Annotated in this window: 23 protein-coding genes; 10 read left to right on the top strand and 13 right to left on the bottom strand. The window is 47.5% G+C overall.

Annotation, left to right across the window (positions count from 1 at the left end; all coding sequences use genetic code 11):
* Positions 1–72 precede the first annotated feature (72 nt).
* From MHM89_RS05850 to MHM89_RS05890, 9 genes are all read right to left on the bottom strand, one after another.
* A complete protein-coding gene (locus MHM89_RS05850; RefSeq protein WP_239408343.1) occupies positions 73–759 on the bottom strand; it encodes a hypothetical protein in 687 nt (228 codons plus the stop codon).
* A 143-nt stretch (positions 760–902) separates the two neighbouring features.
* Positions 903–1370 (bottom strand): methylated-DNA--[protein]-cysteine S-methyltransferase, encoded by a 468-nt coding sequence (locus MHM89_RS05855; RefSeq protein WP_040643080.1) that lies wholly within the window; start codon positions 1368–1370, stop codon positions 903–905.
* A gap of 2 nt (positions 1371–1372) precedes the next feature.
* Positions 1373–2722, bottom strand: a complete 1350-nt coding sequence (locus tag MHM89_RS05860; RefSeq protein WP_239408344.1) for an AlkA N-terminal domain-containing protein — start codon at positions 2720–2722, stop codon at positions 1373–1375.
* Positions 2723–2814: 92 nt separating this feature from the next.
* Entirely contained in the window at positions 2815–3429 is a 615-nt protein-coding gene (locus tag MHM89_RS05865) for a superoxide dismutase (protein WP_239408345.1), read from the bottom strand.
* A gap of 13 nt (positions 3430–3442) precedes the next feature.
* On the bottom strand, positions 3443–3940 hold the full coding sequence (locus tag MHM89_RS05870) for a hypothetical protein (RefSeq protein WP_239408346.1): 498 nt from the start codon (positions 3938–3940) through the stop codon (positions 3443–3445).
* A gap of 100 nt (positions 3941–4040) precedes the next feature.
* Complete coding sequence (locus MHM89_RS05875; protein ID WP_022944477.1) at positions 4041–4532, bottom strand: GNAT family N-acetyltransferase; 492 nt, start codon at positions 4530–4532, stop codon at positions 4041–4043.
* A 31-nt stretch (positions 4533–4563) separates the two neighbouring features.
* Positions 4564–6804: an aminotransferase class V-fold PLP-dependent enzyme gene (locus MHM89_RS05880; RefSeq protein WP_239408347.1), complete on the bottom strand. Its 2241-nt coding sequence runs from the start codon at positions 6802–6804 to the stop codon at positions 4564–4566.
* A gap of 187 nt (positions 6805–6991) precedes the next feature.
* Complete coding sequence (locus tag MHM89_RS05885; protein WP_138548336.1) at positions 6992–8095, bottom strand: AI-2E family transporter; 1104 nt, start codon at positions 8093–8095, stop codon at positions 6992–6994.
* A gap of 4 nt (positions 8096–8099) precedes the next feature.
* Complete coding sequence (locus MHM89_RS05890; protein ID WP_239408488.1) at positions 8100–8318, bottom strand: sulfurtransferase TusA family protein; 219 nt, start codon at positions 8316–8318, stop codon at positions 8100–8102.
* Positions 8319–8505: 187 nt separating this feature from the next.
* Here MHM89_RS05890 and MHM89_RS05895 point away from each other — a divergent pair, with 187 nt between their 5' ends.
* The 5 genes from MHM89_RS05895 to MHM89_RS05915 all read left to right on the top strand — a co-directional run bounded on the left by MHM89_RS05895 (position 8506) and on the right by MHM89_RS05915 (position 12147).
* Positions 8506–9174: a hypothetical protein gene (locus MHM89_RS05895; RefSeq protein ID WP_239408348.1), complete on the top strand. Its 669-nt coding sequence runs from the start codon at positions 8506–8508 to the stop codon at positions 9172–9174.
* A gap of 1 nt (position 9175) precedes the next feature.
* Entirely contained in the window at positions 9176–10621 is a 1446-nt protein-coding gene (locus MHM89_RS05900) for a M48 family metalloprotease (RefSeq protein ID WP_239408349.1), read from the top strand.
* A gap of 178 nt (positions 10622–10799) precedes the next feature.
* Positions 10800–11147 (top strand): arsenate reductase (glutaredoxin), encoded by a 348-nt coding sequence (gene arsC / locus MHM89_RS05905; RefSeq protein WP_045979065.1) that lies wholly within the window; start codon positions 10800–10802, stop codon positions 11145–11147.
* Positions 11148–11699, top strand: a complete 552-nt coding sequence (wrbA, locus tag MHM89_RS05910) for an NAD(P)H:quinone oxidoreductase (protein WP_022944483.1) — start codon at positions 11148–11150, stop codon at positions 11697–11699.
* On the top strand, positions 11692–12147 hold the full coding sequence (locus MHM89_RS05915; protein WP_045978995.1) for a DUF2069 domain-containing protein: 456 nt from the start codon (positions 11692–11694) through the stop codon (positions 12145–12147). Before wrbA ends, MHM89_RS05915 begins: the two co-directional genes overlap by 8 nt.
* Positions 12148–12214: 67 nt before the next feature.
* Here the strand turns inward: MHM89_RS05915 and MHM89_RS05920 are convergent, their stop codons facing one another.
* Complete coding sequence (locus MHM89_RS05920) at positions 12215–13552, bottom strand: ankyrin repeat domain-containing protein (RefSeq protein WP_239408350.1); 1338 nt, start codon at positions 13550–13552, stop codon at positions 12215–12217.
* A gap of 108 nt (positions 13553–13660) precedes the next feature.
* Between MHM89_RS05920 and MHM89_RS05925 the strand changes: the two genes are divergently transcribed.
* Positions 13661–13849 (top strand): DUF2897 family protein, encoded by a 189-nt coding sequence (locus tag MHM89_RS05925; protein ID WP_022944486.1) that lies wholly within the window; start codon positions 13661–13663, stop codon positions 13847–13849.
* On the opposite strand, the gene MHM89_RS05930 is transcribed toward MHM89_RS05925, so the two are convergent.
* Both MHM89_RS05930 and bamC read right to left on the bottom strand, forming a co-directional pair.
* Entirely contained in the window at positions 13846–15210 is a 1365-nt protein-coding gene (locus MHM89_RS05930; protein ID WP_026111042.1) for a YjiH family protein, read from the bottom strand. The two genes, MHM89_RS05925 and MHM89_RS05930, sit on opposite strands and share 4 nt — an antisense overlap.
* A 106-nt stretch (positions 15211–15316) precedes the next feature.
* Positions 15317–16375, bottom strand: a complete 1059-nt coding sequence (gene bamC, locus MHM89_RS05935; RefSeq protein WP_053910813.1) for an outer membrane protein assembly factor BamC — start codon at positions 16373–16375, stop codon at positions 15317–15319.
* A gap of 344 nt (positions 16376–16719) precedes the next feature.
* Between bamC and MHM89_RS05940 the strand changes: the two genes are divergently transcribed.
* Positions 16720–17253, top strand: coding sequence for an ACT domain-containing protein (locus tag MHM89_RS05940; RefSeq protein WP_045978992.1), 534 nt, complete (start codon positions 16720–16722; stop codon positions 17251–17253).
* A 9-nt stretch (positions 17254–17262) separates the two neighbouring features.
* A complete protein-coding gene (bcp, locus tag MHM89_RS05945; protein WP_151174049.1) occupies positions 17263–17739 on the top strand; it encodes a thioredoxin-dependent thiol peroxidase in 477 nt (158 codons plus the stop codon).
* A gap of 71 nt (positions 17740–17810) precedes the next feature.
* Here bcp and queE read toward each other — a convergent pair whose 3' ends face one another.
* The gene (queE, locus tag MHM89_RS05950; RefSeq protein WP_022944491.1) at positions 17811–18476 is read right to left on the bottom strand and encodes a 7-carboxy-7-deazaguanine synthase QueE; all 666 of its coding nucleotides are present in this window, start codon (positions 18474–18476) and stop codon (positions 17811–17813) included.
* Between the two features lie 93 nt (positions 18477–18569).
* Here queE and queC point away from each other — a divergent pair, with 93 nt between their 5' ends.
* On the top strand, positions 18570–19277 hold the full coding sequence (gene queC / locus MHM89_RS05955; protein ID WP_268743718.1) for a 7-cyano-7-deazaguanine synthase QueC: 708 nt from the start codon (positions 18570–18572) through the stop codon (positions 19275–19277).
* Positions 19278–19376: 99 nt separating this feature from the next.
* Positions 19377–19607: a hypothetical protein gene (locus MHM89_RS05960; RefSeq protein WP_022944493.1), complete on the top strand. Its 231-nt coding sequence runs from the start codon at positions 19377–19379 to the stop codon at positions 19605–19607.
* Positions 19608–19615 lie beyond the last annotated feature (8 nt).

Here is a 19615-nt window from a genome sequence, read left to right on the forward strand (position 1 = left end):
TTTTTTCGCGCGCCAAGCTTACACTAAGGCTTTATGAAAGTCATATCTCCTCTCAGAGAGCTTTAAACAACACTAATCGCGAATTTGTAGATAGCGTCGGTAAATAGCAGTGGTATCCAAGCCTTTTAGCGCATCCCATATACGTTCCACTCTGTGCGGATAGGCCTGGTAAAATTTTGGGGCGAAGATAAGATAGCCATAGTGCACATCAAAAGGCGGATAAAGTGGGCTCACCCCTTGGATATCGGCGGGCTCAACATATAGGTTCTGATTACCAACTTGGCAAAAATCCATCACTGCGTGTACACGCCTGTTGGCCAGTAGCCGGTATGCGTCTTGCTGCGAAAAAACAAAATGCACAAAAACTGGCTGATCGTTTAAGCGCTGGGCAATAGCGTAACCATGCGGCAAGGCAATCGCCACACCTTGCTGTTGCAAATAGTGTCTTCTTGGCCAGAACTCATGAAATTCACGATTGCCAATAAAACAACTTCCCACTTTACTCAGGGCACGATCTGTATCAACGTCATCATTAACCATAGGATAACGCAGCCGAGAGAGTCGTTGCTTTCGATAGCTGCCTATTAATGCTTGCGCTTCGCCCTTTTCAACCATATCTAAACAGCGCTTCCAAGGTCTGCGAATAAATGCAAAACGCACGTTCTCTAGACGTGACTGTAATTGTTGGATCACTTCTATGTTAGCACCGGGGTTGTGGGTAGGCACCTCTCGGGTTTGTCCCATGTAAAACGGCACCACCTCTTTGTCCTCATAACAAAGGGTTATTCGCAGATTGCTGTTAGCTGCCAATGCTACGCGGCAACAAACAACTGTTATAACCACCATGAAAAGGAAGAACCGGACCATTTAAGACCACTTAGCTGAATTGATTGTGTTTTAGTTTAGTCGTCGTAGTGGGCCTGTTCAAACGCTAGCAACCATTGTTTTTTGTCCACCCCACCGGCATAGCCAGTTAACGTGCCGTTACTGCCGATAACACGATGGCAAGGCACGATAATACTGATAGGGTTTTTACCATTCGCTGCGCCCACAGCGCGCACTGCATTAGGGTTATTTAATAACTTGGCAATATCACCGTAGCTGCATGTAGTTGCATAACCTACCGTCATCAATGCATTCCACACCTGATTTTGAAAATCAGTGCCGGCGACATCAATAGCCACATCAAATGTTTGCCGAGTACCATCAAAGTACTGCTGTAGCTGATAGAGTGCCTGATTTAGCTGGTCGTTGTTGCAACTAAGGCCACTTTGGGCACGGCCCATATCAAAGCCGACATAACACAGGCCATGATCGGTGGCTTGGATTAACAAGGCGCCTATCGGCGTCTCTAGCGTTGTTTGGTACATAGTCATAATTGTTGCCATAGCTGAAAGGTTAAATAAGAACGAAACGGTGCGCAGGCCTCGGGGTTTAGGCTCGGCAGGTGTTGCAGCGCTTTTTTGACCCCCAAGTCCCCCCCTAAATAGATATCAGGGTCGCTCAGACCACGCATTTTCGCATAGTTTACAGTCCAAGGGCCGATACCTTTTATGGTTAACCAAGCGTCTACATCGTCAATGCCATGGCTGCTCACATGCCGGGCTAAATCAATAAGCGCCTGTTTACGCCTTGCGGGCATTTTAAAAAAGCTAAGTTCACTTTGCGCCACTTGGTGAGCACTGGGAAAATAGCGCCCTTCATCACCGAGCGATGCCACCAAGGTTTTGCTTAACTGTCTTGCAGCACTAACGCTGACTTGTTGCCCTAACACCGCCCTGATGCCCGCTTCGAACGGCTCCCAAATGCCTGGCAGCCTGAGCCCTTGTTTAAGCGGCAGAGACTCCCCGAAAGCACGATGCAGTTGCTGATTTATCACCTCAGTATCGGCATCCAAATCTAAAACACGGCGAATGTTCGCCACTACAGCCTGTAAATAAGACCAATCCGTGAGGGTAATATCAACCCAAAAGCCTTGTTTGGCCCGGTCAAAAACAGCATTAAACTGGCCTTTACAGGATGCATACTCAAAGGTGCGACCATAGCTGTTGGCGTCAACCCACTCTACAGGGTCGACCGCCCGCTTTGCTAAAAACTGTTGCATAGAAGGCCAGTCATAAGGCGGGCGAAAACTTAAAAACAAATTAATATGCTGCTGCGTAGGCGACTTTCGGCTACGAATATCACTCGGAGTGAGCTTTAGAAGCTGTTTAAATGCATCATTGAAGCGCCGAACACTGTTAAAGCCTGAAGCGAATGCAATGTCAGTAATTTTTAGCTGTGTTTGCTGCAATAGCTGTTTGGCAAACTGGCACTGGACAAACTGGGCGTATTGGCCAGGTGCGATACCATAATGTCGTTTGAATAATTGACTTATATAACTTTGCGACACCCCTAGGCGCGCCGCCAGCGCGGGTAACCCTCCCTCACGCCATTGCCCTTGATCAATTAACTTTTTGCCACGCAGTGCGGTTGTTTGCGCGCCCAGCCAAGGATAACTGCCTGGACTGGCATCGGGGCGACAGCGCAAACAGGGTCGAAAGCCGGCTAAGGCTGCCTGATGTGCATGCTGATAATACTGCACGTTATGCTCTTTTGCCGCAGGGGCTGGGCAAATAGGCCGACAATAAATGCCGGTACTACGCACTGCAACGTAAAAGAGCCCATCAAAGCGCTTGTCACGGCTCATCCGGGCTGTTTGGCAGATATCTGGGGGATACATGCTCTACACTCACTTTACTTTAAGTCTTGTGATCAGCTTATCGTAAAATGCGCGAATACCTAGCCAGATTTTACACTCAATATAAAATTAACTTAGCGCCCTGTTGCTTGATGAAAAAGCGCCTCCACCGCTGGCCAATCGATGACCTCATAAAAGGCTTCAATATATTCTGGTCGGCGATTTTGGTACTGTAAGTAGTATGCATGCTCCCATACATCCAAACCTAGAATAGGCGTTAATCCATCCATTAGTGGGCTATCTTGATTGGCACTGTTGACCACTTGAAGTCGATGACTACTATCAACCACCAGCCATGCCCAACCACTTCCAAACTGCGTTAACGCCGCCTGCGTAAACTGCTTCTTAAATGCCTCCCAGCTCCCTATGTCACTTTTGATAGCCTGAGCTAACGCACCTTGTGGCTCAGTGCCACCTGAGGGGCTCATCACTTGCCAAAACAAACTGTGATTGGCATGCCCACCGACGTGATCACGGACCGCCGGTCTCAGTGCCTCATCTATCGTAGCGATGTTACGCAACAACCAATGTGCCCCTTTGCCCTCATATTCGCTGTCTTTCAAGGCGTCATTGGCCTTATTGATGTAGGTTTGGTGATGTAAAGTATGATGAATTTCCATGGTACGGCCATCAATATGAGGCTCCAGGTCATCATAGCCGTAAGCTAATTCTGGAAGTTGAAATGCCATCGTCACTCCTTATTTAGTGAAAAGTGGGGTGTGTAACACTGTGCTGATTAAGCGCGTGTTGTAGTTGCTTATGAGTTTCAGGGTTGGGGCCATAGAGCTTGGCGAAGTGCATCAGTTGCGCATAGGTTTTATCACTATGGATAGCGCCAATGTGCATGACACTTGGATCAGAGTGCTGACGCAACGCCAGCATATTGGCATGCACTTGAGTAAGCGTGTGTGCAGCGCCACTTAGGTTACCAAGGCGAATGAAAGTATCTGCGAGGTTATGGGCGGCCACTACCATAGCAGGGCTACATTGCGCCAATGCTTGGCAACGCACACCCTCATCTTTTAACGTTAAAAATTGCGCCATCAAGCGATAGCTAAGTTGGTAAGCAACAGTGTATTTATCTCTGGCGAGGTGCCACTGCTTAGCGTTGAATGCGTGATTACCGGCTTGAATATCGACTTGCCAAGGGGTGAGTGCGGATTGCACCCAAGGCAAGTCAGTTAATGGAGATTGGCTCATTCTGATTTACATTCACGTCACTGTGGGTCATATCACTACCTTAAACACAGATAAACGTTAATGCAAATCATTTTTATTTATAGCTGTTAATTTACTAACCTCATTGCGCAAACTGGTGCAGCTGCTCACCATCTAAGCGATAGATAATCCACTCACCTTGTGCTTGCGCGCCGATACTCTCATAGAAGTCAATCGCTGGCTTGTTCCAATCGAGCACCACCCACTCAAAACGGCCACAGTCTTTTTCAATCGCGCGACGGGCAAGAAATTGCATCAATGCCTTGCCTGCACCTCGACCTCGCTTATCTTCGCTAACATATAAGTCCTCAAGGTACAGGCCATTGCGGCCCAACCAAGTAGAATAATTGAAAAAGTACACTGCAAAGCCGATTGGCTCAGCATCAGGCGCCTCACTATCAAAGCAAATCACACTATGGGCGGTCGCTCCTTCACCGAACAATGTGCGCTCAATGTCCTGCTCCGTGGCAGTGACCGCGTCCGGCTCTTTCTCATAAATAGCGAGTTGATTGATAAAATGATAGATAAGCGGCACATCATTGATCACCGCATCGCGGATAAACACTTGACTCATAAAGGTTCCTTGGACTGTGAATACCCTTCCATCATACAAGTGCGAGCCCACCTTGCAAGTTATACACGTGCTCAAAACCTAAGGCTTTTAAGTTACTGATAGCCTGCCCAGAGCGATTCCCTGTACGGCAGATCAATACATAGTGTTTACTTTTGTCCAGCTGTTGCGTCAACAATGCATTCGCGAGCCGACTAAGTGGGATATTAATAAGCTGTTCTGGCGCTAACGTAAATAGGCTGCGAATATCCGTTGCTCCGTGTTCATAGGGTTCACGTACATCAAGTACTACAGTACTGTCGCTGTGCTCATGCAGTAACTGCTGCAACTGCTGTGCGCTCAGCTGTGCCCCACTTGCCTTGACGGGGGCTAGGCTAAAGCCACATAAGGCGCCGCTTTGCTCACCTTGGCGCTGATCTAATTGATCTTTACGCAAAGCAAACTGCTCATGGTCTACCTCCCCTTGTAATAAGGCTGCCAACAGCTCACTAGCTTGGCACTGTGCCTGCCAGGTCATGGCAAAGCACTGTTCGTAATCGTGCGCTGGGCAAATAACCGTGTTTTGTTCAAGTAATTGACTGAGTAATGTCAGCGACTGCGCCATTTGCTCGCAACTGGCATCGTCGAATTGAGTACTGCCCAGGCCACCCCAAACAAGCAAATCGCCACAGAAACAGGCTTCAATATGCTCGTTTTGAGAAAGTAAATAACTGACACTGTCACTGCTGTGCCCTGGCGTGGTAACACGGCTTAATTGGTGTGAACCAAGAGCAATAGCCTCACCATGAGACCACCCAAGCTCGCCACTTGCATCGACTTCTAGGCGCTGCGCCAACAGCGAGCGCGCGGAGTCTTTATCTTGATGTCGGTGAGTTTCTAGTACGGCTTTGACCCGCAGTTGCTGCTGCTTTACTAACCGAGTCAGGCGAGGCACCAATTCAACAATGGGGTCGACTATCACTGCGTCATTATTGTCAGCGACAAATAGCCAACAACAACTGCCTTGATGGCGCAATTGTGTGAGCCCCAATGCACAGACCTCTTGCTCTGGCTGATGAGCATCAGAGACAATGAGACAATGATTACTAAGCACTGGTTTTAACGCACAAATACGCTCACAGGCCAAAGCGATATCCGCAGCGCTGGCAGCTGGGCCAAAGGACATGCGAATGGCATTTTCGCTTTGCCAGTCGCTGACACCCATGGCATCAAGTACGAAACTGCGCGATGCGCCAGAGCTACAAGCTGAGCCACCACTAACGCGGATCCCCGCAGCATCGAACAAATCCATCACCTCTTTTGAGGTCAAGCTATTCACGCAAAAGTTCAGTGTCGTCGGCACCGTTGATGCTAAAGGCGCATTAAAGGTGATATCACCAAAGGTTTGCTCTAAGGCACTAATAAGTTGGTCGCGGTATTGATGCAAGGTGCACACAGGTTTGAACACCGCTTGCTTAGAATCTAGCAGTAGTTCAAATAGTTCATACAAACCGGCGATACCGGGTAGGTTCTCTGTTCCTGAGCGCATACCACTTTCTTGACCCCCTCCGGCGATGAATGGGGTATAGGGGCTATTTTCGCGAATATACAAAAAGCCTATTCCCTTAGGTGCGTAGAGTTTATGCCCGGAAAAAGGGGCATAATCAATTGTGGTATCACTTAAGGCCAACGCCTGTTTACCAAGAGCTTGAACGCAGTCGACCATCCAAGACACTTGCGGATTATGCGCTCGGATCACTTTCTCGAGTGCACCTAAGTCTTGATATACGCCGGTTTCATTATTCACCGCCATGGTACATATCATTAATGCTTGGCCCACGTGCTCTGCAATAAATTGGCTATCTAGCAAGCCATCTTTGTCCACCGGAATCGCCAAAACTTTTGCCCCAAGCCCTAATACTTCGTTCCAGTGCTTCAGGGTATTTGGCACGGCCTTGTGCTCAGTCGCCCCATACAGCAATACACTGTGCTCGGTGGCTTTATGACGGTTTGCCAGCAGCGTGGATACCACTGCCGTTTGAATTCCTTCGGTCGCACCTGAGGTGAAAAGAATATCGCCATTTTGCGCACCTATCACCTGGCGTGCCTTATTGCGCGTTTGCTCCAATAAATATTTCGCTTGCACACCGGTTATATGAGAGCTTGAAGGATTTCCAAAACACACTTGCATGGTATGTGACACCACATCAGCAATACACGGCAGCACCGGGGTGGTGGCATTGGCATCAAGATAAACCAGATCTTGGCTAGGCTGGGTGAAGAAACGCTGCGACATAAGACACTATATTACTATTAGCTATAACTTATAACCATTGTACACATAAGCACTCAACGCAGTAAGACTAATTTGTTCGAATAAACCGAGGTTTTATGAGTTTATCGTATAACTCATGCGGTAACAGGGGGAGCTTGTAAAGAGTAAAAGGAGATTGCTGCATAGAAGCAGCAATCTATCGATATTTTTAATCCTTGTTCATTTCCTCGACTAACGCTTTGGGCATGCTTTGATGGGGTTCATCAGCACTGCTAGACCACGCATTAATAAGCGCACGTACCAGTGACGCCAGTGGGATTGCGAAAAAGACCCCCCAAAAACCCCATAGGCCACCAAAAAACAGCACCGCGACGATAATAAAGACCGGATTCAAGTCCACTGCTTCTGAAAAGAGTAAGGGCACCAACACGTTACCATCAAGTGCTTGAATAATGCCGTAGGCCACGAGCACTGACCAAAACTCGCTACCGAGTCCAAACTGAAACAACGCGACGGCAGCCACAGGAATAGTCACCAACGCCGCACCAATAAAGGGAATAAGAACTGAAAAGCCCACTAACACACCCAGCAGCGCCGCATACCGCAGGTCGAAAATGGTAAACACCACAAACGACACACCACCAACAATCACAATCTCAAACACTTTACCTCGGATATAGTTCATAATTTGCTGGTTCATTTCTATCCACACCTGATGGATTAAACGGCGTTGTTTTGGCAGCAGCGAACTCATGCTTTGGACCAGCTGCGCCTTATCCTTGAGCATGAAAAATATCAGTAGTGGCACTAATATCAAATAAATCAGCCATGCGGCCACATCTTTAAGTGAGGTTAAAGAAAATGACACCAAGGTTTGCCCAAGCTCCACCGCTTTAGACTCAACACTGCTGACCACCGAACGGACCTGTTCGGGCGAAATGAGAGTTGGGTAGTCTATGGGCAAGTGCAACAAATAATGTTTTCCTTGCTCAAGCATGGTTGGCGCCTCTTGTACTAGATTACTGGTTTGTTGCCACAACACGGGCCCAATCCCAAATAAGCTGCCAATAACTAACGAGCAAAATAAGGCCATCACCACCACCGTGGCCAAGAGTCGTGATAGACCCAAGCGCTGCAAGCGGGCCACTGGCCAGTCTAAAAGGTACGCCACCACCACTGCGACCAACGCAGGCATCAACAAGTTTCCGAAGAAGTAGAGAATGGCAAACGCTGCAACGAGCAACAGCAGTAGGGTGACAGAGTGAGGGTCAGAAAACTTTCTTTGATACCACGAACGCACGTATTCGAACACGAATTTAAATCTCCACTATGAGGCGGTAAAACGATGGTTGACGCTGCAACGCATAGCTCAGCCCTTGTTTTTTCAAGTACCGTTCAATATCGGTAAATTCTTGAGTGTTGGTATTCAACAATAATAATAAACAACGATGGTCACCCTGAGCACGCTTTAGCGCGAGTTTAAACTGCACAAACTGCTGCGGACACCGTAACGACCGTAAATCAACTTCCACCATTATATTCACATTACCTTGCTTGGCGCTTAACACTTGTTATCGTTGCCAATATGTCGCTGAGATTAAGCGTAAAAAGAAATAGTTAGTAGATGATACCGATTCCTTAATCATACCGTAAAAAAGCTTAAAAGGTTTACGACATTCGTTTATGCTTAATACTATAAGGCGAAAATGAAGGAAGCGTGTCATGGCGACGTCGCATAACAAAGCTAGGCTGCCTGCCAATCCGACCTTAAAGGAAATCAATTGGTATAAAAAACAGCTTAACTGGGGTGAACTGCCGCCTTTTTACCATATGGTGTCACAAAGCCTCAGTGAGTCCGAAAACCTGCTAGAGCACGGGTTTGATACAGCTATCAAGCGCTTACTCGATAAACGAAATTGGAACCTGAAGACACTCGGTGGGCAGGAAGATCATAATGGTATTATCCACTGCGATAACAAGCCGCGTATCGGTTTACATCAAAGCTTTACCGAGCGGGGCTTTGAGCTCAGTGCTTATGCTTATGCTGGCGACGAAAAAATTCGTCATTACGAGCGTGATAATGCCAAAATGGAATTCGATGTGTGGGATCCGGCGACTATGGAGCATGTGATCCGCATCGGCCAGTTGCACAAATTCATCGCATTTTTCTTTGATAATGGTGATGACGCCGATAAAGCTCTGATCATTCATGCCCATAAAGTCGTGCATGACACGGTTGAATTGTTACGTCGCGAATTGAACGTTCAAGCCTACAACGGAGTCTCAATAAAAGAGTTCTACAAAATGTGCGAAAAGCACCACAACGCTGGCGGTAGTGAGTTCGCACTGGCTAGGTTGATGGAGCCAGATGATTATAACCACAAGGAATAATATGCCTTTTAAACGTATCTTGTTGTCCTGTGCCTTAGTGAGCACAACGTTTATGCCAGTAAAGGCACAAAATACCTTTGAACTGCCAGATTTAGGCACCTCGGCTTTGCAGGTGCTGCCCATTGAAAAAGAGCGGGCTATTGGCGATGTGATGATGATGCAAATTCGCGGTTCATCGCCGGTCATCGACGACCCCGTGCTTGATGAATACCTCACTACGCTTGGCAATAAGCTTGTCTCCCACGCCGACGATGTGCGTTTTCCATTTTCTTTTTTCTGGATAAACAACAAAGATATTAACGCATTTGCTTTCTATGGCGGGCACGTTGGCGTTCATACCGGGCTAATCGCTCAAGCAGATAACGAGAGTCAATTGGCGTCTGTGCTCGGGCATGAAATTGCGCACGTGACTCAGCGTCACCTGGCAAGGCGTTTACAGCAACAAAAAGATAACTCTGGGGTTACTATTGCCGGGCTGATTGCCGGTATACTAGCGACCGTTGTTGCCCCCGATGCCGGCATGGCCATTATTTCCGGAACCCAGACACAAAGCGCACTGAGCCAACTCAGTCATAGCCGGGGGGCTGAGCAAGAGGCCGATCGAATCGGCATGCGCACCTTATACGAAGCTGGATTTGACCCTCATGCTTCTGGCGAGTTTTTAACAAAACTGGCCGCGCAAATTCGTTACCGCCAAAAGCCGCCGGTATTTATTCTTACCCACCCATTACCACAAAGCCGGATCAGTGATGTCCGCTTGCGTGCACAGCAATATGAAAAGCGTCAATATGGCCAAAGCTTAGAGTTCTACCTTGCGAAAAGCCGCATTCTGGCCCGCTATGGTTATGACTCACAACAAGCGCAAGAGCAGTTTAATAAACTATTGCGGGAGAACGCCTATGGCGACAAGTCAGCATTGCACTACGGACTGGCGCTGACCTTAATCGACCAGAAAAAATTCGACCAAGCATGGCAATACCTCGCGCCCTTGTTGGAACGCGCCCCGAGTAATCTTTTTTATTTGGATACGCTAACCGATTACTATGTTGGCAAGGGCGAGCCCGACAAAGCCCTTGAGCATTTGCGCCCATTTCATCAATTGCGGCCAAACAACCAAGTTATAACCTTAAACTACGCCCACGCTGCAATTGAAGCCGAGGACTATGCGCTGGCCACTGAACTGCTGCGTAGTTTTACCTTGGAAAAACCAGACCACTTTTTGGCTAAGCAGCTGCTTACCACTACCTACCGACGCCAAGACGACAAAGCAGCCTACCATGAGGCTAATGCGGATTTAATGGCTCAGGTGGGGGCGTATATGAAAGCCGCTGATGAAGTTCAAAAAGCCCTTAATCATATTGAACCGAATGAAGCGATTAAACATAAACGACTGAAAGCATTGTTAGGGCAATACCGGCAAATGCAAAAAGAGCTCGCTCGTTTATAACGCATATGCCCACCTCGGTGGCGCAAATTGAAGCAACAATGTGTGCGCCTCTATCAACGGACGCACGTATCTTTTACACTATAGGTATAAATTTATCGGCCCCGCCTGCACTGCCAAGGCCAATATGGTTGTGGCCAGCTCACAGCAATCAAGGGCAAAACATCCGCAAGAGGAAGCTATGTCTATCGTTATTTATCACAATCCACGTTGTTCTAAATCACGCCAAACTTTGGCCCTGATCGAGGAAAAAGGCGTAGAGCCAGAAGTTATCAAGTATTTAGACGATACCCCCAGCGTAGAGCAACTAAACACACTGGTACAACAATTAGGCTTTAGCTCTGCCCGCGAATTAATGCGTACCAAAGAAGACACGTACAAAGAGCTTGATTTAAAAAACCAGCATGACGAACAGGCGCTGTTAAATGCCATGCATCACAATCCAAAGCTTATCGAACGTCCTATTGTTGTAAATGGCAATAAAGCCGTTCTTGGACGTCCTCCTGAAAATGTCTTGGAGCTGCTGTAAATGGCACCTATTTTAGTGCTGTACCATTCTCGCGGTGGCAGTGTTCGTGCATTGGCCGAGGAACTTGCCGACAGCATTGAAGCACAAGGCGTTGATACACTGATACGCTGCGTCAGTGAGGATGGGTCGCACCCTCAAGTAGACTTAGTCGAGCTCAGCCAATGTTCTGCATTGGCTTTTGGCACTCCGACTCGCTTTGGCATGATGGCCTCGCAAGCAAAAGCAATGTGGGAGCAAACCAGCGAGATGTGGCTTAAAGGCGAACTCATTGATAAGCCAGCCTGTGTGTTTACTTCTTCAAGTAGCATGCATGGAGGCAATGAGGCGACGTTGCTTAACCTGGCCACGCCGCTCCTGCACCATGGCATGTTATTGGTGGGGGTGCCTTATGACGTTCCGGCATTGAGTAGCACCACCTCAGGGGGCGCGCCTTACGGGGCAAGCCATGTATCTGGGGCGCACAATAACGCTCAATTGAGCAACGATGAAAAACAGATATGCCAAGCTCTGGGCAAGCGCTTAGCAACGTTAACGAGAAAGCTTAATGACTGATATTGCAAAAAAACCGATCACTAAACGCTACCAGCTTTTGGCGTTGACCGGCTACATTGGCCTGCTAATTCTAATGCCGCTGTGGATGTTTGTCTTGGTACCACGCACTGACTATTCACTGGCATTTACGTTTGGTTTGTATATTCTACCATTGTTACTGCCATTGAAAGGCATTATTCAAGACAAACCTTACACCTATGCTTGGGCCAACTTTGTGGTCATGATTTATTTTATTCATGGTTTTACCTTGTTGTGGGTCAGCCCTGACGAGCGCCTTTGGGTCATTCTTGAGTTAATACTCTCAAGTATGATGTTTGTAGGTTGTACTTATTATGCCCGACATCGCGGTCAAGAACTGGGACTAAAAGTAGGTAAGCTTAAAGATGACCTAGCCCAGGAGAAGGCGGCACAAGAATATCATCGCCAAAACCACCACAAAGATAGTTAGTAAGCTCGCAAACATGCCAGAGCACTGCGCCTCGGCATGTTTGCACAAGAACGACCTGAAAGTGCCTCTACCCCGCCAGCTGGCTTAAAAACGCCAACGCAACGACCGATAACAGACCTAATTGAGCCACCAAGGATAATACCGAGCCCATGCGAATGACCCCTAAACCAAAGGGGTGTTTCAGCTGTGGATACAACGCACAGCGCTTTAAGCTAATAGCAAAAAATATCGCCACCATGGAAAACATCGTCAATGCGATGGTGAGCTCGCTTTTATGCTCAATGCTCTCATCAAAAAAGAAAAACAGCTGCAGCGGTAGCAACATCACCACCAAAGCGTGCAATACATGCACCTTGGCAACACGCATGTACTGCCCCTGTGGTGAAAGCTCTTTAATTCCAAATTCACGTTCCATTAGGCGCACCAGCTCTTTTCGGTTGCGCTCTACGGCGTAACGATAACAACTGAGCCCAGCGTTATTTTTAGCGTGAAAGTTAGCCCCGGCGCGCAACAACAACTTCAAACATGCGCTGTTATCGGCTGCCACGGCATAGTGCAAAGCAGTATTGCCCTGCTCATCTTTAGCATCCATCGAGGCATCGCTGAGGATGGCTTCAAGCACCGCTACAAAGCCTTTCTCAGCGGCCAGCATCAGTGCGCTTTGTCCTTGCTCGTTATATTCGCTGCCTTTCGCACCTTGCTCAACAAAGCGCATAGCCAAGCTTTGTTTAGCATGCTCACTTTGTAAGTGTGCCAATAGCGCTTGCTCGAGCAGATGCTGCAAATTATCGTCGGTCGATAGATGCTGCAATAAGGTGAAGAAGTCTTTACCTTGCACCAATTCGGCTTTGGCGGCATCGAGCACGGTGCCTTTATCCGCTGCGCACTGTGGTAAAAACGCTGAGAACTTAGATCGAAAGTCTACTTCCTGCCAGACCAGCATAATGTCCGCACTGGAGAGCAGCGCGCCGCGAGCTAGCAACTGCTCCAACAGCGAAAAATAGCGCTGCTCAAATAACAATTGCGCCAATGACATCGGCGACTCTAGCGCCAATTGGGCATTTACATCGGCATATTGGCTCAAACGTTCAAGCAAAAACTCGCTTATTTGCTCGTTGGTGTATTCATTATTTAGAAAATACTCTCGCGCGGCGTTAATATATTGATGGGCCTGCTCATCAAAGTCACTGATATGCTGGAAAGTACACTCGTCAAATGGGTCTCTTGGCGCCAACCATACCAAGTAATAAATAGGCGGTAACACCGTGGTGCTGACATTGTCTTCGATTTTAGTACTACACGCCGGCCACGCCTCAAGGGCGTCTAAAATAAATGCGCCGTTTTGCTCAATAAGCCCCTTGAGTAATAACGGATAGTGTTCAGGCCAAATTAGTACCTTTTCCATTGCTTGGGAAAACTCCACTAAATGTTTGTTAATGTTGCATGGCAACGGTGGTGTCAGTTATAAAGGGCACAGCCTTACCCTTCACTTAATACATGAGCGAACAGTGCAATGCAAACTTGGCAAGTTATTCTAATTATCGTCGCCGTTTTTGGCTTCGTCGGGAGCAATATAGCGCTGCTCAAATACTCCGCCAAACTGGATATGAAACGCCTAAATCAAGACCCTGTTGAGAAAGCGAGACAGCGCCTGAAAGAAAAGCAGCGCAGTGCCCAAGATGAGCACTGCGACAAAGACTAAGCCACTAGCCAGTTTGCCATTAGCGTGATCACCGGTAAGGTGATCAGCGTTCGCAATATAAAAATAATAAATAGCTCAACTATATTTACCGGTATTTTACTACCCAATAGTAAGGCCCCCACCTCTGACATGTAAATCAGCTGCGTGACACTCATTGCGGCTATGATAAAACGCGTCACTTCACTGTCAATATTCGATGCCGCTAGAATCGACGGTATAAACATATCAGCAAAGCCAACAACGATGGTTTCCGATGCTTTGACGGCCTCGGGGATCCCTAATAACTCAAGGTAAGGAATAAAAGGCTTACCTAGCCACGTAAAGACCGGGGTGTATTCAGAAATGATCAAAGCAAACGTACCCACCGCCATCACCACAGGCAACACGGCAAAAACCATGTCTAATGCGTTGTGCACACCTTCTTGTACCGTGCCCTTAACCCCTTTAGCATGGCGCGCCTTGTGCAAGGCCATATCCAAAGACTGACGCCAAAGGTTTTTCTGCGCCGAGTGCGACTCATCATCTTGATTTTGAGTACTGCCGTCCACGTAGGTGTTCTTTTTCAAGCTCAGTGGTGGAATACGTGGGAGAATGAGCGCGCATACCACACCAGCGACACATACCGTCAGGTAAAACGGCGCAAATAAGTGTTCTAATCGTACCTGCCCAATCACCACAAAACAGAAGGTAATCGACACTGCTGAGAACGTAGTGCCAATAATAGCGGCCTCACGCTGGGTGTAATGCTTGTCCTCGTATTGGCGCGCAGTCATCAAAATACCGACACTGCCATCCCCTAACCAGGATGCCGCGCAGTTTACCGCGCTGCGCCCTGGCACGCCAAAGAGCGGCTGCATAATTTTCGTAAACAGCGTGCCCACCAATTCTAATAACCCAAAATTAAGTAACAATGGCAACAAAAAACCAGCCAAGATAAACACCGTGAGCAATAGCGGCAGCAGCTCATTCATAACAAATGCGCCGGTGTTCTCGGAATGAATCGCCACTGGACCTAATTCAAAATAGGTCATCACAATAAACACCATGCCCAAAAGGCGTACCACCAACCACACGGGCGTCACAACAAACAGATGCCGGATTAATGTGTTATCAAACAACGACCGAGGTTGCACGGTACTCATAAGTAATGAGAGCAACCCGGTTCCACAGATAATTATTAGCAATAAGGTACTGGCTATTGGCGCTAACCACACACGCAGCATATCAGCCAATATCGCCACAGTGATTTTTATCTCCCCTTCCCAAGGAATGGGCACCATAAACAAAAATACCCCTATCAAGGAGGGGATAATAAAGGTCAGCAAAGTGCTGGCCATTGAACGGGGTTGGCTTGTTGTCATAATCGTTACTTGTTCATTGTTATTATTGGCCCATTTACTGGGCTCTATACATGAAAAAAGGAAAAGAGCACGACACTCTTTTCCTTCATGGCCTGCTTATCAGGCGTTATATTTGAATTCCTCGGGTTCGCAGCGCTTGCACCAACGCTTGTTGCAAGTCGTTCATGGTGCCGGGTTGCAATACTTCACCCTCTTTATCCATCCAGGTAATGCTGGTGCCACCCTCGCGCGTAGTGCTCATCAAAATTTGATACTGCCCATCTTCAAGCGGTAGCTGCATGGCTTCCTCGCCCCAGATAGAGTCCCAAACGCTGGCTTCTGGCTTGGTGTAATCTGCAATGATTCGCCCTGAATCTACATCCACCTCGACAATGGTGAATTGCAGCCGCTCCAAGAAACCTGCAAAGCGTTCAAACACGACATTGTAAGCTTGCTCTGTGACCAGTGCCGCATTGCCTTTGTTGTCAAAACCCATATCCAGAGAAATGATCCCTTGGCGCTGGCGCAGCTCTACTTTCAATTGACGATAGCGATAATCAAACTCCGAAATGACCGCGTTGAGCGCGCGGGTTTCAAGACGCTGTTGTAATAGTGGCGTCAGGGGTACATCGTCTGAGCGATAGTCCACCATTTCGGCGCGCAAAGCGGCAGTGCGCTGATGGTCTTTCTCCTCGATGATGAACTTGTAACGCTGCTCAGCGACTATCTCGTCATCCCATAACCACCCTTCTTCAACTCGCACGATTGAAAACCAATCGGTTTCCACGGTGCCGATTAACTTATCCGCACTCACAGCTTGTGTGTTGTAGTCAGATAAAACGCCCTCAATTGCGTGCCAAATAAATTCATCAAGATCTTCGATGCCTTCGTTTTTGTCAAAATATACACGGGCCAGCTTTTCGTTTTCATCCAGCCAACTGCCCTCAGCAAGCGGCATTATTTGCATTGGCGGCTTTGTTGCTTTGGCCTGTTCGCTATTATCGTAACGGGCAACATCCATTTTATAGGTTGGGTCTTGGCGCGGTGCATCAAGCCCTTCAGGGGCCACCACCGGTTCATTGGTACGGTAATTACGTGGATGATGTGCTTCGCTGGTAAAAATACCGCATCCGCTTAAACTGACTAAGGCACTTAACATCAATGCTTTAGGGATCCAATACTGCACGTTGTCTATCTCCTATGCTCACCTTTTTTTATTCTACGGACTTTGAGTCGGTGAGACGTAATTGGTTCAGTGTCAGGTTAAAACTTGGTGCACTTACAACTGATCCATTGACCATTGCAAGCGGTATTAAGCAGAGTATCGACACTCGCCACCGCTCATCTAAATCAGCGGTATGGCAAAAATTTTCACTATGGTACTTTTACATTGCTGTAAAAACAAGAAAGACGCCGTGCAAATGCGAATAAACTCGGTCACGGCTAAAAGTTGCGCGTAACACCGCTGGTTGTGCTAAACTGCGCGGCCATCTAAAGGTTTTCGTTTTCTCTTAGCAAGGGTCGAACAACATGGCTGAATTAGCCAAACAACAACTAGTGATCACCGCCATAGGTGAAGATCAACCCGGTGTAGTCAGCGCACTAACGCAATTAGTCAGTGACTGTAACTGTAATATCACCGATAGCCGAATCGCTATTTTAGGCAATGAGCTTACTTTCATTATGTTGCTGTGCGGCGACATGGCGGCCATCAGTCGCGTAGAGCATACCCTGCCAGCCACGGGCATGGAGCTGGGCTTATTAACAATGATGAAGCGCACTTCAAGTCATAATGCAGAGCAATATGGTGGCGGTTACAATCTCGAATATCACGGCGTTGATACCCCAGGTACGCTGAGCCAAGTAACAGGCTATTTTGCCGAGTACGGTATTAGCATCTGTTCATTAAAATCAGACACCTTCGATAAAGAAGAACAGGCATACATGCGCTGCGAGCTTGAATTTAACGTACCGCAAGAATTAGATATAGACGCGTTTAAAGTATCATTTGAGGCGTTATCGCAACGCCTTGAAATTGATTACATTTTCAGACGAATAAGATAAGGAATCACTATGAATACCTTACAAGCAGGCGATAAAGCCCCTCTTTTCAACCTTCAAGACCAAGACGGTAACTCTGTCAGCTTAGAAGCACTCCTAAAAGAGCACCAGGTGTTAGTTTATTTTTACCCTAAAGCGCTTACTCCTGGGTGTACTGTGCAAGCCGAGCAATTGCGCGATCACAAAGCGGCTCTTAGCGAGCACAATACGGTTGCTGTCGGGATCAGCCCCGATCCGGTTAAAAAGCTGAAAAACTTTGAAACTAAAAAAGAGCTAAACTTCCAGTTGCTTAGCGATGAAGACCACAAAGTTGCCGAGGATTTCGGGGTGTGGGGCTTGAAAAAGTTTATGGGTAAAGAATACGACGGCATCCATCGTATTAGCTTCCTTATTGGCCAAGATGGCAATATCAAACACGTATTCAACAAGTTTAAAACTAAAGAACACCACCAAGTGGTGCTCGATTATTTGCAAGAGCATAACGCGTAACGCAAAAAGCCCACGGTATGTGGGCTTTTTCATAACCTCAGTATGCTGCAGCACTCAGCTCGTGAGCGAAGTTAATTAATACCAATGTATTTATGGACTTGTACTGATAAACGCCAGTTTTTCTGAATGCAGGTATCAATCGCCAGCTTGGTAGCTTTCGCTTTTTGGCTAATTGGCTGTAGGTACACAAGCTTAGGTGCCACACCTGTTTGCGCAAATAGGGCCTCGAGCTCATCCACGTGTTTTTGCATCGCTACTGGGTGCTTAATTTCATCGGCGCGTTGCATGGCACTGGCCAGCACATCATATCCACCACGCATATTAATTTTCGGCGACACTGTCACCCAAGTTTGCGCCGGGGCCTTTATGGCAAAAGTACCGCTGGTTTCTATTTGCGTGGAATACCCATGTTCATGTAATAGTTCACACAGTGGGTTTAAATCAAACAAGCAAGGCTCGCCGCCAGTGATCACGACATGTTTGGCAAGATAACCGCGCTGTTGAAATAACGCGAGTACGTCTTCGGCGCTGGCATGGGCCCAATGTTGAGAATCCGCTTTTTTCTCCACTGTTTGCTCAAGGCTTACAACGTAGCTATCACTTGCATCCCATGTCTGTTTGGTATCACACCACGCACACCCGACAGGACACCCTTGCAGGCGCACAAAAATAGACGGTGTACCAGTGTAACTGGCTTCCCCTTGGATGGTTTCAAAAATCTCATTAATTTGGTACAAAAAACTTACCTACTGCTCATACTTTACATTAGCGTGTGACATTTACAGCCCCGTATTCGGGAATAATTGTGATCCACTCTCAAACCCTGTAGTATACCGCGCCCGAATGCAAACCTCTATGATAAAAGGCTAGAAGGCACCATGGCAGAAAAAGTTGTAGTTATTTATTCCGGCGGCATGGACTCATTCACTGTGCTGAATAAAGCACGCATGCAGGGGCACGAAGTGTATGCGCTCTCCTTTAACTATGGTCAGCGCCATGTTAAAGAGCTTGAGGTTGCAAAAGCAGTCTGTGAGCGCCTTGGAGTGGATCATAAAATCGTTGATATTTCTGCCATAAATCAATTGATTGGTGGCTCGTCTCTGACCGACGACATCGATGTTCCCGAAGGACACTATGAAGAAGAAAGCATGAAAAGCACGATAGTGCCGAACCGCAATATGATTTTGTTGTCGCTCGCTGTCGGTTATGCTGTCTCACTTAAGGCCAATAAAGTCTATTACGGCGCTCACTCGGGCGATCATGCCATTTATCCAGATTGTCGTCCTGAATTTGTGAAGAAAATGGATGATGTGTGTCGTATTGCTAATTACGACGAAGTCGAAATTGTCTGCCCCTACTTAGATAGCAGTAAGATTGATATTCTCCGTGACGGCTTGGCCATGGATTTGGACTACAGTCAAACATGGACCTGCTACAACGGCCGTGAACAAGCCTGTGGCAAATGCGGTGCTTGCCAAGAGCGCTTAGAAGCGTTTGCGGAAAATAACGCAACGGATCCTCTCCCCTACGAGTCTTAACCCTGCTTGTTGGCCACTGATGATTGTAAAATTGTCAGTGGTCATACTGAATTTTCCCGTTATACTGAACAGTAGATCAAATTAATAGGGAATTATTTCATGTACATAGCGCTGATGTTGGTGGTAGCCGCCCTTGTTATTGTCGCCACGGTGATGGTGGTGGATGTTCGTAATAAACAAAAAGCGCTGAACGCACGTGCTGGCCGCGAAAATGAGCAGCTCACAACCATGAGCAAGGAGCTTTCCCAACTCAAAGAACGTGTACAAATATTAGAAAAAGTCGTGACGGATAAGGGATTTAGCGTCGAACAAGAAATAAATAACCTATAATGCACCCA

The organism is Pseudoalteromonas sp. CNC9-20 (assembly GCF_022347875.1).
Taxonomy (GTDB): Bacteria; Pseudomonadota; Gammaproteobacteria; order Enterobacterales; family Alteromonadaceae; genus Pseudoalteromonas; species Pseudoalteromonas ruthenica.